The sequence below is a fragment of the Halomonas sp. BMC6 genome, assembly GCF_964204995.1.
Lineage (GTDB): Bacteria > Pseudomonadota > Gammaproteobacteria > Pseudomonadales > Halomonadaceae > Vreelandella.
On sequence record NZ_CAXNSH010000001.1, the window covers coordinates 464,659 to 478,241 of the forward strand.

At 58.4% G+C, this 13,583-nt stretch carries 13 protein-coding genes and 1 tRNA gene; 6 read left to right on the forward strand and 8 right to left on the reverse strand.

The window, feature by feature from the left end:
* The first annotated feature begins 33 nt into the window (after positions 1-33).
* From AB6K10_RS02110 to AB6K10_RS02120, 3 genes are read left to right on the forward strand one after another with little or no spacing between them, the layout of a single operon-like run.
* Positions 34-702, forward strand: a complete 669-nt coding sequence (locus AB6K10_RS02110; RefSeq protein WP_159343406.1) for a response regulator — start codon at positions 34-36, stop codon at positions 700-702.
* Positions 699-2,096 carry a sensor histidine kinase N-terminal domain-containing protein gene (locus AB6K10_RS02115; protein ID WP_339117894.1) on the forward strand — a complete coding sequence of 466 codons (1,398 nt, stop codon included), beginning with the start codon at positions 699-701 and terminating at the stop codon, positions 2,094-2,096. The genes AB6K10_RS02110 and AB6K10_RS02115 overlap by 4 nt, the downstream gene beginning before the upstream one ends.
* Positions 2,096-3,136 (forward strand): ABC transporter substrate-binding protein, encoded by a 1,041-nt coding sequence (locus tag AB6K10_RS02120; RefSeq protein WP_339117895.1) that lies wholly within the window; start codon positions 2,096-2,098, stop codon positions 3,134-3,136. Before AB6K10_RS02115 ends, AB6K10_RS02120 begins: the two co-directional genes overlap by 1 nt.
* Before the next feature lie 161 nt (positions 3,137-3,297).
* Here the strand turns inward: AB6K10_RS02120 and AB6K10_RS02125 are convergent.
* A tRNA-Arg gene (locus AB6K10_RS02125) sits at positions 3,298-3,374 on the reverse strand.
* A 155-nt stretch (positions 3,375-3,529) separates the two neighbouring features.
* Here AB6K10_RS02125 and AB6K10_RS02130 point away from each other — a divergent pair.
* The 3 genes from AB6K10_RS02130 to AB6K10_RS02140 are packed head-to-tail and all read left to right on the forward strand — an operon-like array spanning position 3,530 to position 6,308.
* Positions 3,530-4,528 (forward strand): TRAP transporter substrate-binding protein, encoded by a 999-nt coding sequence (locus AB6K10_RS02130; RefSeq protein ID WP_339117896.1) that lies wholly within the window; start codon positions 3,530-3,532, stop codon positions 4,526-4,528.
* Positions 4,528-5,052 (forward strand): TRAP transporter small permease, encoded by a 525-nt coding sequence (locus AB6K10_RS02135; protein ID WP_159343850.1) that lies wholly within the window; start codon positions 4,528-4,530, stop codon positions 5,050-5,052. Before AB6K10_RS02130 ends, AB6K10_RS02135 begins: the two co-directional genes overlap by 1 nt.
* The gene (locus AB6K10_RS02140; RefSeq protein ID WP_253018488.1) at positions 5,049-6,308 is read left to right on the forward strand and encodes a TRAP transporter large permease; all 1,260 of its coding nucleotides are present in this window, start codon (positions 5,049-5,051) and stop codon (positions 6,306-6,308) included. Before AB6K10_RS02135 ends, AB6K10_RS02140 begins: the two co-directional genes overlap by 4 nt.
* Here the strand turns inward: AB6K10_RS02140 and AB6K10_RS02145 are convergent.
* From AB6K10_RS02145 to AB6K10_RS02175, 7 genes are all read right to left on the reverse strand, one after another.
* Positions 6,275-6,724 (reverse strand): carboxymuconolactone decarboxylase family protein, encoded by a 450-nt coding sequence (locus tag AB6K10_RS02145; RefSeq protein WP_253018490.1) that lies wholly within the window; start codon positions 6,722-6,724, stop codon positions 6,275-6,277. The two genes, AB6K10_RS02140 and AB6K10_RS02145, sit on opposite strands and share 34 nt — an antisense overlap.
* A gap of 3 nt (positions 6,725-6,727) precedes the next feature.
* Positions 6,728-7,681, reverse strand: a complete 954-nt coding sequence (locus AB6K10_RS02150) for a D-2-hydroxyacid dehydrogenase family protein (protein ID WP_339117897.1) — start codon at positions 7,679-7,681, stop codon at positions 6,728-6,730.
* Positions 7,681-9,636: a TRAP transporter fused permease subunit gene (locus AB6K10_RS02155; protein WP_339117898.1), complete on the reverse strand. Its 1,956-nt coding sequence runs from the start codon at positions 9,634-9,636 to the stop codon at positions 7,681-7,683. Before AB6K10_RS02155 ends, AB6K10_RS02150 begins: the two co-directional genes overlap by 1 nt.
* A gap of 100 nt (positions 9,637-9,736) precedes the next feature.
* Entirely contained in the window at positions 9,737-10,717 is a 981-nt protein-coding gene (locus AB6K10_RS02160; protein ID WP_159343452.1) for a TAXI family TRAP transporter solute-binding subunit, read from the reverse strand.
* Positions 10,718-10,920: 203 nt separating this feature from the next.
* A complete protein-coding gene (locus tag AB6K10_RS02165; protein ID WP_159343453.1) occupies positions 10,921-11,829 on the reverse strand; it encodes a LysR family transcriptional regulator in 909 nt (302 codons plus the stop codon).
* Complete coding sequence (locus tag AB6K10_RS02170; RefSeq protein WP_339117899.1) at positions 11,826-12,548, reverse strand: haloacid dehalogenase type II; 723 nt, start codon at positions 12,546-12,548, stop codon at positions 11,826-11,828. The genes AB6K10_RS02165 and AB6K10_RS02170 overlap by 4 nt, the downstream gene beginning before the upstream one ends.
* Positions 12,545-13,456, reverse strand: a complete 912-nt coding sequence (locus AB6K10_RS02175; protein ID WP_339117900.1) for a LysR family transcriptional regulator — start codon at positions 13,454-13,456, stop codon at positions 12,545-12,547. The genes AB6K10_RS02170 and AB6K10_RS02175 overlap by 4 nt, the downstream gene beginning before the upstream one ends.
* Positions 13,457-13,583 lie beyond the last annotated feature (127 nt).

Below are 13,583 nucleotides of genomic sequence, written 5' to 3' on the forward strand. Positions count from 1 at the left end.
ATTTACCTGATCATCTTTTGAGACTTTAGTCATATGCGTCTAATCATCGTCGAAGACGACCCGATGATCGCCCGCTCGCTGGATAATGCGCTAACGCCGCTGGGTAATAGCGTCGACGTCTTTTCCAAGCTCAAGGACGCACGCACGGCGCTACGCAATGACCATTTCGATTTGCTATTGCTCGACCTCGGCATGCCTGATGGCAACGGTCTTGAGCTGTTGGGTGAGTTGCGTGAACGGGGTGATAGAACGCCCATCCTGATCCTGACGGCACGAGACAGCATTGAAGATCGTGTCAAAGGGTTGGATTTAGGCGCAGATGACTATCTTGCCAAGCCGTTTTCGGTAGCGGAGCTTGAGGCCCGCGTACGCGCATTGCTACGCCGCAGCCAACAGCGTAGCGATAATCGGCTAATATTAGGCCCTTTGTGCCTTGATCCAATGGCGGGAACGGCGACGCTCAATGGGGTGATGCTTGAATTACCCCGACGCGAACGACGCTTACTAGAAGGTCTTTTGCTGCACGCTGGCAGTATCGCCCCACGCGAAATGCTAGAAAGCCGGGTATTCAGTTTTGGTGATGTCGGCTCTAATGCACTTGAGGTATACGTTAGCCGGTTACGCAAGCGTCTTCAGGGCAGCAGTTTACATATCCGCACGTTTCGTGGTCTGGGTTATCGGCTTGAGGAAACGTTAACGTGACCCAAGTGGCTGGCACGTTAAAGGCACATTTGGCTGTCTGGCTATTGGTGATGGTGACCGGGCTGGGTACGTTACTGCTGATGGAAGCTTATCGCTCTTCACAGCGCGCCGCCGAACGCGCTTACGATAGCCAGCTTGCCGCGGCCGCGCTAACAGTAGCCGACGCGGTTCAATGGGAAGGCCGCGTTCCTATCGTCCGGATTCCCCTCGCCGCGCTGCAGATACTCGCCACCTCCCATCAAGAGCGGGTCTTTTACACCGTGCTCGATCACGACGGTCGACGTATTTCAGATAACCTCGACATCGTCATTCCCAAGGCCGATCAAGCCGCGGCGGCAACCGCCCCGATCTGGCGGAATACGACGCAGGCTGGCACGCGGTGGCGGCTGCATGGGCGTGAGTACGACTCGGCTGGTTGGGACATTCAAGACCCGGTACAGATATGGGTCGGTCATACGACTGAAGGGCGACGCGTCTTGACCCACGAACTCTTCGAGCGCGCGATCCTTCGATTCGTCGCGATGGTACTGCTGGCCGCTATCTTAATGCTGCTGGCGATGCGGGTGGCATTAAAACCGATGCGGCAGTTGCGTCATCGCTTGAGGATGCGCCAAGCCGACGATATGCGCCCCCTCAATATTAAAGTGCCAGAAGAGTTGCGCGAGATGGTCGAAGCACTGGATACCCTGTTTAGCCGACAGCGCAAAAGCCGCGAAAACTTACTACGCTTTACAGCCGACGCTAGTCATCAGCTCAAAACGCCGCTGGCGGGTCTGCAAAGTACCAGCGAACTGGCGTTGCAAAGTCGTGATCCCGACGTATGGTATCGCGCACTTTCTGACGTGCATGACGGCGCAAAGCGTACAAGCCGATTAGCCGGTCAATTGCTTAGCCTTGCGCGGCTTCGCCACATGGAAGAGGCAGACGAGTTCCAACCGATCAACCTCTGCGCACTACTCCGCGACAGTGTGCTCGAGTGGGCCCAGCGCGAAATGGCCGTTCGGCATGATTTGGGGCTCGCCGAGCTGCCCCGTGAGCCAATGATCGTGCAGGGGCAAGCCTGGGCACTGCGCGAGCTGTTGGGTAATCTCATCGATAATGCGCTGCGCTATACGCCACCGGGTAGCGAAATAACGCTAGGCCTTTACGCCAACGGCGATTGGCTCGTGCTGTACATCGACGATAATGGCCCTGGAGTCGCGCAGGAGGTGCGGCACCGATTACTGCAGCCTTTCGAACGCGGCGGGCGTCAAGATACTCACGGCTCAGGGCTGGGCCTTGCCATTGTGGATAACATTGTTCAACGTCACGCGGCCACGCTCAAGATCAAAGAGCGCCTCCCCCACGGACTACGCATCGAAGTGCACTTTCAAAAGGCAGAGGAGCAAGTGTAATGCAGCGCGTATGGGTACTGGCCCTACTGGCGTGGGGCTCGCTTGCGTCCATACCCAGTCAGGCCGCCACGCCACTCGTGGTCGAAGCCGCCTTGGACCGCCAGATAGTCGCACCGCTGCTGGCCGCTTTCGAGCAGGCCCACCCGGGCATCGAGTTGAGCTACCGTGACCGGAGCACTTTGGAAGTGGATCGCTTAGTCGTGGCGGCCGACCCGCCGCCCGATGTGGTGATCAGCTCCGCCATGCCTTGGCAGATGAACCGCATCAATCAAGGCTACGCCCAACGATTGGACTCCGAGCTGGCCAACGAATGGCCCGAATGGGCGAAATGGCGTAATGAGGTGTTTGGGTTTACCTTCGAGCCGATCGTCATGGCCTACCGGCTCGATTTAGCGCGCCATATGCTGCCGCCACAAACCCATGCGGATTTACAGCGTCTACTGGATACCCAAAGCGATACGTTGCAAGGCAGGGTCACCACCTATTCGCCGTCAGAAAGCGGGATCGGCTACACGCTCTTTCAGCAAGATGCCCGCTATACCGACCGATTTTGGGATCTGGTCACCGCACTAGGCGCGAACGATACGAACCTCGAACCCAATACCCGAAAGATGCTTGAGGGGTTATCGGAAGAACGCTACTGGCTGGGCTATAACCTGCTGGGCTCCTATGCCATGGTGTGGGCCCAAGAACATCCCGAGGTGGTCGTCCAGGTTCCCCAGGATTACGCCCTGGTCGTGATGCGAACCGGCTTCATCCACCGTGATGCGCCCCATCCTCGAGCGGCGCAAGCCTTCATGAACTTTCTGCTCAGTCGAGATGGTCAACGTGTACTCGCAGCGCAAACCCCACTGTTCAGCGTCCGCTCCGACATCATAGGCCCCTATACGGCACAGCGACTCCGCGACCAAGTCGGCGACCGCCTCTACCCCATACCGCTTAATGCTTCGGTGCTTGCCTTCGTCGATCCTCAACGTCGCCGTGCTTTCATGGCACGCTGGGAACGTGAGTTTGAGCGTTCCCATGAGGGATCCCATTAAACATTATCGCTGAAACGTAGCTAGCTTGAAGTCGTGCCTTTTACGGGATCGGGGAAGATGAAATATATTTCATTATTGAAGTTACTGAATGCCTATTACTAAGACGAACGCTCAAAAACCAAAAAGCCCACGATCAACATCGTGGGCTTTTTAAGAAATTCTGGCGCGCCCGGCAGGAATTGAACCTGCGACCTTCGGCTTCGGAGGCCGACACTCTATCCAACTGAGCTACGGGCGCTTTGGGTGCGTATCGTACCCGTGTGGGCGGGCTGTGTCTAGCGGCGGGGCGGTTTTAGGCCGCCTTGTGATTGACCGTTTTCCCTGCGGTGGTGCATGCTCTGGGGGCACTTTTGCACCTCTTAACCACCCTTGGTTCGATTGGGAATATAATAAATGAAAACATTTGCACGTAGTACGCTGGCACTGGGCATCTCACTGACGCTGGTTAGCGCCGCGAATGCCAACGATTTTTCGGATATGGACCCGGTCACGCTGCGTTTGGCCCACGTGGTCAACGAGCAGGATGGCTTCCATATTGCCGCCACCAAGTTTGAAGAGCTGGTGGAAGAGCGCACCGATGGCAAGGTGAATATCGAGATCTTCCCCAACGCCTCGCTGGGCGATGAGCGCACGCTGCTGGAAGGCATGCAGATCGGCACCGTGGATATGGGCGTGATTACCAACGGGCCGGTGGCCAACTTTGTGGAAGAGATGGCGGTGTTTGAACTGCCGTTCCTGTTCCCCTCTCCGGAAGCCGCTTATAGCGTGCTGGATGGCCCCATCGGCCAGGAGCTGTTAGATAAGCTGGCGGACGTGAACCTGAAAGGCTTGGCATACGCCGAACGCGGTTTCCGTAACCTGACCAACAGCGAGCGGGCGGTGAACTCCCCAGAAGATCTGGATGGCCTGCGCATTCGCGTGATGGAAAATCCGGTGTACACCGATACCTTCCGCGAGCTGGGTGCCAACGCGATTCCGATGGCGTGGACCGAAGCGCTCACCGCCATGCAGCAGGGCACCATCGACGGCCAGGAAAACCCGGTGAACGTGATTCACTCGTTCAAGCTGGATGAAACCCAGAACTATATGACGCTCTCTCGCCACACCTATGCGCCGGCGATTTTTGTGATGGGTATGCCCGCCTGGAACCAGCTCCCCGAAGCCGCCCAAGCGGTATTGGAAGAAGCCGCCCAGGAAGCCGCCGAGCATGAGCGCCAGGTGAACGCGGATATGGAAGCCGAGCAGCTGGCAGCACTGCGCGAAGCGGGTATGGAAATTAACGACACCCCCGATATGGAAGCCTTCCAAGCCGCCGTTGCGCCGGTATACGAGAAGTACGGCGAGCAGTTCGGTGATTACCTGCCGCGTATCCAGGAGGCGCTGCAACAGTGATGTCGTTTGCACAGCCTCTTTTGACGCTGCTGCAACGCATTGAACGCGGGCTGGATGCCATCATCCAGCCCGTGGTGTTTGCGGGCATGGCGGCTTTAATTGGCGTAATCACGCTACAGATCGTCTCGCGGGTGCTGTTCAGCGCCGTAGGCTGGACCGAAGAGGTCGCGCGGTTTCTGCTGGTGTGGATCACCTTTTTAGCGGGCACGCTGGCGTTTCAGCGCGGGCGGCATATCGCGGTTACTTTTGCGGTGGATGCCCTACCGCTGCCGCTGCGTAAGCTGGCCAGGCTTGCGGCGCTGGCGATTGTGGTGGCCTTTATGATCACGCTGGTGGTGATTGGCTACCGCTATATGCAGGTACAGAGCTTCCAGAAATCCGCCTCGCTGCGACTCTCGATGACCTATGTGTACGCAGTGATTCCGCTCGCGGCGGGCATCATGGCGTGGTACGCCCTGGTGGATATGATCGAGGTACTGGTGAACGGTGAACCCACCGCCGCCGACCAGGAGGAGCCGCTATGACGCTGGTACTCTTTGGGCTGTTCTTTCTGTTTATGCTGCTGGGCGTGCCGATTGCCTTCGCGATTGGGGCCAGCTCGCTGTACGCGCTGTATCAATCCGGCGTGCCGCTGATGGTGGTCACCCAGCAGATGTTCCAGGGCATTAACTCCTTTGCCTTGGTGGCTATTCCGATGTTTATCCTGGCCGGGGATTTAATGGCCCAGGGCAAAGTAAGCGAGCGGCTGGTGAGCTTTGCCGATTCCCTGGTGGGCTTTATGCGCGGCGGGCTGTCGGTGGTGTCGGTCATGGCGGGCATGTTCTTTGCGGCTATTTCCGGCTCCGGCGCGGCCACCACGGCGGCGGTGGGTTCAAGCCTAGTGCCGGAGCTTAAGCGCAAAGGCTACGACCCCGCCTCAGCGGCTAGCTTAATTGCCGCTAGTGGTACCATTGGCGTGGTGATTCCCCCGTCGGTGCCGATGATTATCTACGCGGTCATTGCCCAGCAGTCGGTGTCGTCGCTGTTCTTGAACGGCTTTTTGCCGGGGCTGGCGATGGGTATAGCACTCATGGCCATTGCAATTACCCAGGCGTATAAACGCAAGTACCCGAAAGGTACGCCGCTCTCGTTGGCCACTATTTGGCGCACGTTAAAAGCGGCCAGCTGGGGGCTGATGACGCCGGTGATTATTCTGGGGGGGATCTTCTCGGGGATTTTCACGCCGTCGGAAGCCGCCGTGGTGGCGGTGAACTACGCGCTGCTGGTGTCGCTGTTTGTGTATCGGGACCTAACCCTGCCCCAAGTGTATAAGCTGCTGATTCGCTCGGCGATGACCACGGCGGTGATTATGCTGGTGATTGCTATGTCGGCGGTGCTGAGCTGGACGCTCTCAAGCTGGCAGGTGCCCGGCGCGATTGCCCAGGCGGTACTGTCGCTCTCCACCAACCCCTACGTGATTATGCTGCTGGTGGTGGCGGTGATCCTGCTGACCGGGGTGTTTATCGAAACGGCCAGCGCCTTGATCATTCTGACCCCGGTGCTGCTGCCGCTGGTGCTGCAGTTGGGCATCGACCCGATCCACTTCGGGCTGATCATTGTGGTGGGGCTATCGATTGGCATGATTACCCCACCCGTCGCCATCAACTTGTACGTGGCGTCGTCCGTTACCCAACTGCCGCTAGAGCGGATTACCCGCGCCATTATCCCTTACCTACTAGGGCTGATTGGCGTGCTGCTACTGGTGGTTTACGTGCCCATACTGCTGGGCTGGTCGGGCTGAGGCGCCGCGTTAATCACCTCGCGGGCCGTGCGTAGCCCATCTATCGCGGCAGGGAAGCCGCAATAGGGCACGCACTGCAACAGCACCTCGCGGATTTGCTCTTCGCTACAGCCGTTATTCAGCGCACCACGTACGTGTACTTTGAGTTCGTGGGGTCTGTTCAAGGCCACCAGCATGGCAATGTTAATCAGGCTGCGGGTGTGCCGCTCTAGGCCAGGACGGTTCCAGATATCGTTCCAACACTGCTGCGTCACTAGCTCCTGCATCGGCCAGCCAAACTCATCGGCTTGAGCCAACGCGGCGTCGACGTACTCATCCCCTAACACTTCGCGGCGGGTGGCTAACCCATCGGGGTTGAGCGCATCCCGCTTGCTCTGCAAAGAGCGCTCTGCTGAAGCATCACTGTTTGACGTCATGACTTAGCTCTCCTCGGCCAAGTTACGCCCTGGCGTGCCGGCATCAAACGCCAGCACGTTATCGAACGCATCGCCAAAGTAGAGCTCGTAGCTGTCTTTCTCCACGTAGCCCAGGTGCGGCGTGGCCAGGAAGTTGGGCAGCGCCAGCAGTGTATGTTCGATCACTGGCTCTTCATCGAATACGTCCACAGCGGCCATGCCGGGCCGCCCGGCTTTTAGCGCAGCCTCTAACGCGCCCGCCTCCACTAACGGCGCGCGGCTGGTATTCACCAGCACCGCCGTGGGCTTCATGCTGGCCAAATTCGCCGCTGTGACGATGCCGCGGGTTTCCGGGTTTAAGCGCAGGTGCAGGCTCAGCACGTCACTGCGTTCGAAAAACTCCTCTTGCGAAACCGCGACCTCTAGCCCTGCCGCTGCGGCCCGCTGGCGGGTGCCTTCGCGGCCCCATACCAGTACGTTCATTTCAAACGCTTGGCCGTAGCGGGCCACTAACTGGCCTATTTTTCCATAGCCAAATACGCCCAGCGTGCGCCCTTTCAGACCGGTGCCCAGGGTGCGCTGCCAGCGGCCTGCCTTGAGGTTTTCCACCTCTTCAGGAATGCGCCGCATGGCAGAGAGCACCAGCCCCCAGGTCAGCTCGGCCGCCGCATAGGGCGAGCCAGTGCCTGCCAGTACCACCACGCCGTGCTCGCGGCAGGCGGCCATGTCCACATGCGCCGCGCCGCCACCGGTTTGGCTGATCAGCTTGAGCTTGGGCAGCCGCACCAGCAACGACGCGGTAATCGGCGTGCGCTCACGAATCAGCACCAGCGCATCGGCGTCTTTGAAGCGTTCAACCAACTCGTCTTCATCGCTCACGGTGTCGGTGTAAATCGTGACGTGGTGCCCCGCCAGCTTGGCGAAGGCATCGAGTTCACGCACGCAGTCCTGGTAATCATCGGGGATGACAATATGCATCAAAGCGGCTCCTTGCTCGGTGAGCGCGCTAAAGGGCGCTCCCCTTTAGCAGCGTGGCTGAAATACCGCTGCCAGGCGAAGATCCCGACGATCACGGCGATGCCCACCACGTCTGTAATGGCTTGGCCGTTAATCAACATCAACGCGGCAAACAGCAGCAGTCCGCGCTCCACCCAGGAGCAGGGGCGAGCAAAGTAGCCTATCGTAGAGGCCGCCAAAGCAATGATACCCAGCACGCCAGAAGCCACCGCCATGGCGATTTCCAGCGTGGTGCCCTGCCCGAGCAGCGGCGGATGATAGACAAACATAAACGGAATCAGGAAGCCGCCCAAGGAAATTTTCGTCGCTGTCAGTGCGGTACGGAACCAGTGGGAGCCCGCAATCGCGCCGCCGATATAGGCCGCCAGTGCCACCGGAGGCGTTACCCCCGAAAGGATCGCAAAGTAAAGAATAAACAGGTGAGCAGAAAGACTCGGCAGACCCGCCTCGATAAAGGCTGCTGCGACCACCGATGCCGCCAGCATATACGCCGCCACGGTCGGTAAGCCCATTCCCAGAATAATCGCCACCACCATCGCCAACAGTAGCGTCACCAGCACATCGCCGCCGCTCACCATGACAATGAGTGAGGAGACTTTGAGCCCCAAGCCGGTCAAGCTGATCACCGCGGCAATGATCGCCACGCTGCCAATGATGACCGCAATCATCGCGGCGGTCATTGCCCCTGCTTCCAGCGCGGCGGGTAGTGATTTCACCCGCTCCCAGAGCGTACCTTGGCTACGCGGTGACACCAGGTACAGCACCATCGCGGTAAAATACGCCGCTACGGCTGCCGTGGTCGGCGTGTAGCGCAGCACGAGCATGGTGATCAGCACCACCAGCGGTAGCAGCAGGGTTTCGACATTGAAGAGCCCTTCACGCAGCGTCGGGCGCTGGTCTTTCGGGATCGGGTTCAACCCCAGGCGCTTCGCTTCGAAATGAACGCTCATCCAAATGGCGAGGTAAAACAGCAGCGCAGGAATCAGCGCAGCACTGATGATATCTAGATAACTTGTGGAGATGACGTCAGCCATCACAAACGCCGCAGCCCCCATGATCGGCGGCAGAATTTGCCCACCGGTCGAAGCAGAAGCCTCTGTCGCCGCCGCAAATCGCGGGCTATATCCATTTTTCTTCATTAAAGGAATGGTAAACACGCCGGTGGTGGCAACGTTCGCAGCCGTGCTGCCACTGATACTGCCAAACATGGCGCTACACAGCGTGGCGGCTTTTGCAGGCCCCCCCGCCATCCCCCCCGTAGCGGCGTTAGAGAGACGCATGAACGTGTCGCCACCACCCGTGGTCACCAGCAGCGCACCAAACATGATGAACACCACAATGACGGTCGATGAGGTTCGCATGAGGCTGCCAAAAATGCCAGTCGGCCCTAAATAGAACGTGGCGACCAGGTCATCCCAACGGAAACCGCCGTGCCCCCATACACCGGGTAAATGCTGCCCAAAGGCAGCATAAGCCAAGGCAATGAGCACTAGGATGGGAAACGCCAAGCCAATGGCCCGTCGGCAGGCCTCTAGCAATAATAAAATCGCGCTCACACCGAACACGAGATCCAGTGTGGTGGGCATCAAATACCCCAGTTGGTAAATGATGCGGTCAAAGTGATAAACGTAATATCCACTTATGACGACGCTCAACAGGATGGGAACGATATCGAACCACGGAATACGGTGGGTATCCCGTACACGGCAATGATACGCCAGGAAGATCAACGGCAGCGCAAATAGCAGGTGCACCGCGTTTTGTGTGTTCACCGGTCCCGTCACAGCGGTATAAAGATGGAAAATAGCCATCGCCACCGCCGCTGTGCGGGCCACCATAAACCAGAAGCCGGTAAGCTGCCGCTTGCCTGCATCCTCCTGGTATTTTTCAACAACTGACTCTTTTGCGGTTTCCATGAGGGAACTCCCGCGCCGCCGAACAAAGGGGAGGCTAGGCAGCGCGTCAGGCTAATAGCAAATTGCCCCGCCGAACGCGTCGGCGGAGCGCACGGTCAGGTTACTGCGCTTCAGGCGGAATAATGTCGGCGGGGATCTCCAGCCCTAATTCCTGGTAGTAGCGCAGTGCGCCAGCATGCAGCGGGAAGGTAGCGGTATCGACCACGGTTTGCGGGTCGACACTGCCCGCAGGTTTGAAGGAGGCGGCCACTTGGTCATGGTTTTCCCAGTAGGCTTTCGTCAACTCGTACACGGTATCGGCATCGAGATCCGTGGTGGTTGCCACCCCCATATAGATGCCTAGCGACTGTGCTTCGCTCATACCGGTGTAAGTATCGGCAGGAATGATGGTGGGAGAGAGGAACGGTAATTCGGCAGTGACGGTCTCCACCTGATCGTCCGTCAGCGATAGCAATTGCAAGGGCCGTGAAGAGTGCACTTCGGTAAACAGAGGAATAGGCGGTACGCCGTTATAGCTGAAGCCGACCAAGCGGCCATCGGTCACACCCTCAGCGGCATCGTTGACTCGCATGCGCTGGAAGTCGGGCTCGATACCCAAAATACCAAACACTTGCTCTGTAATGTACTCGCCGCCACCGCCGATGCTGCTGGGGTTGAAGCGTTCACCGTTTAGGTCTTCGAAGGTCTCAATATCGCTATCCTGACGTACCGCCCAGTGCATGGTGGAGGGAGCAATCCAATACACCAAGCGCACGTCTGGGTTGGCCATGTCGGCAAAACGACCCTCGCCGTTATACAGCTCGTAGCCCACCAAGGCTTCGGTGAAGGCTAGATCGAGTTCGCCGTTATTGAGGCGGATGGCGTTTTCGCGGGTGCCGCCCGTTTCGCGCACGGTAATCTCGTAGGGCGTATTGGCGCTAATCACGCGTGCCCCTTCAGAAATACCGAAAAACCAGCCGGTGCCGGTGGGTACGGAGCCCAAGTTGAGTGCGGTTTGGGCGTGGGCGGACGTGGCAGCGGTCAATGCGCTGACGGCCAACAAAGAAGCAGGAAGTACGTGGCGTAGTTTTAGCGTCATCATTGTTATGTCCTCAAAGCGTCGGGAAGCATGTTGTGATGTTGTGTGCTGTGGGAGGCCTTACCTGCACCTCTCCCGATAACCGAGTAAGCAAGGGGAGTTCGCTTAGCGGTCTCTAAAGTGATAACGCCAAACCGGAGAGCTGTATATTGGTCATTGATGAACCTGCCTTCTCCAACCGCGAAAGCAGCGCCGTCGATTTCCCTTTAAGGCGGTGAAGAAGCGCCGCTGGCGGCCTGAATAAAATGCTCCACCAGCACCCTTGCCGCCATGGAAAGCCGGTCTAAATCTCTGACATAAATACTCAGTTTGCGCCGCGCCCAGTCGTCTTGTATCGACAGCACATTCACGTTGAGCCCATCCACGTACTGACGAATTGCCCCACGGGGCAGCACCCCCACGCCCAGCCCTGCCTGGACCATCAAGCACAGGGCATCGTAGCTGGTCACCTGAATACGAATCCGCAGGGTTTTGTTGGCCATGCTGGCCGCCCGCATAATCTCTAAGTTAATCGCGCTGGCGGTGTGCAATCCTACATGGGGATAGTCCAAACACTCGCGGAAAAGCACCTTCTCCCGTTGGGCCAGCGGGTGCTGCTGTGGCACCACCAACACTAGGTCATCCACGTGGTACGGGAACTCGATCAGGTCATAGCCGTGCAGCATCTGCGCGCACACGCCGATGTCGGCGTTATTGTTCATCACTTCGCGGGTAATGATCGGGCTGACCTTCTCTTCAAGCTGCACACCGATATCCGGGTGCAGCTCAAAAAAAGCGCGCATCTCCTGGGGTAGGTATTGGGTAATCGCCGACATATTGGCAAACACCCGCACAATGCCCCGCTGGCCGCTGGCGTAGTCGCGCATTTGCAGGTCGAGATCTTCTAAATTGTGCAGCACACCTCGAGAGAGATTCAGCAGCGCACTCCCCGCAGGCGTCAGTTCGATGCCTCGATTATTGCGCTTCAGCAACGGCGTATTGAAATATGCCTCCAGCTCGCTGAGGCGTTTACTCACGGCCGATGTGGCCATAAAAGAGGCGTCGGCTGCCCCGGTAATAGTACCCAGCTCAGCCACTTTCACGAACAGCTTGAGAGAGGTCGGGTCGAGTTTCATGAGAGCTGCCGCGCCAAGTCGAGGAAGTCGTCTGCGACGAGATCAAAGCAGGGATCGACGCTTAAGTCCGGTGGAGAAGATGGCCCAAATTCCAGCGGGCGCTTCACGAAGGCGGTGCGCATGCCTTCCCGGTGGGCAGCCTGTAAATCATCTTGATGAGCGGCCACCATCAGGATTTGCGAGGGGTTTAGGTCGAGGAGATTGGCCGCCATGTGGTACACCTCCGGGTCGCGCTTGTAGTGCCCAGCAAGCTCAGAGGAGAGCACGCAGTCCCAGGGCAGCCCGGCATGGCGCGCCATGTTCACTAGCAGCGAGACGTTACCGTTGGAGAGCGTGGCCAATATAAAGCGCTGTTTTAGCTGCAATAGACCTTCCACACTGTCTGACCAGGGCGTTAAGCGGTGCCACACGCGGTTCAGGTGCGCTGTTTCATCCTCATCTAGCTGGTCGGCAATATCAAAGGCAATCAGCAGCCGATCAAGGGTCATCCGGTGCAAGTCATCCAGCCTGGTCCAGGGCAGCTCCCCCTGGCGCACGCGGTTCATCGCTGGGGCATAGCCTGCCCGCCACTCGTCGGCAAACCGTGCCCAGTCGACGCACAGCCCTCTAGCCTGGTTCAGCTGTTCGCCTTCGCGAATCACGCTGCTGCGCCAGTCTACTACCGTGCCAAACACATCAAAGGTGAGCGCTTTTATTTCGTGGGCGATGCCTGTTGTCATGGGGTCTCTCCTGTTGGGCCTGAGGGGGTTAGCAAGTGGTCGACCAAGTGGCGGGCCACCACGGGCAGTGCCGCGTAGTGGCGCATCCCAATCACCAGTTCACGAGTGGCCCACTCATCAGCGAGCGGAATCATGCGTAGTTTTAGGTCGTTAAGGTCGCGGTACAGCGTGCGCTGGGGCAGCACACCGATGCCCATACCGTAATGAATCATGCGGCAAATGGCGTCGAAACTACGCACTTGAATGCGCATACGCAGGGTCCGGCCCGCTTGGCTTGCCTGCTCATGGAGCAGTGATTGCAGCGAGGCATCCTGCTGTAAACCGACAAAGTCGTACTCGGCCGCCTGATGCAAATAGAGCTTGTCATGCGCTGCCAGCGGGTGATCTTGCGGCGTGACCAATACCAACTGGTCGCGCCGGTAGGGGCGTACTTCTAAATCATCGGCGGCAACGTGGCTGGCAAAGATGCCGATATCTGCCACGCCATCGCGCACAGCGGTGATCGCTTCGCTGCTGGTGCGCTCCTGCAAATCGATTTTGATTTGCGGGTACTCGATGGCAAAGGCGCTTAAATCCTGGGGCAAAAACGCAATAATGGCCGAGGTATTGGAGTGAATTCGCACATGCCCGCGCACCCCTTCGCCATACTCGCTGAGCTCCGCCTGTAGCCGCGCCACGTCTTCCAGAATGCGCCGGGCATGGTGCAAAAAAGCGCGGCCCGCCGGGGTTAGCTCTACGCCGCGCGGCCGCCGATACAAAAGCTCGGTGCCCACCAGTGTTTCTAAATCGCTCACCCGCTTGCTCACCGCTGCCAGCGCCAAATGCTCACGCTCGGCAGCGGCGGTTAAACGCCCCTCATCGGCAATCGCCACAAACAGTCTCAGCGTTACAAAATCAAATCGCAGCATCACGTTTACCACGTTGTTATTGGATGGGCCGCCTAGGTCGCCGGTTGTAGGGTTCGTCGCTGGCGAACGCCTGGTTCCTGATTGCCTAATTGTGATGCACAGCAGGCTCACAGATGCTTAAACGACA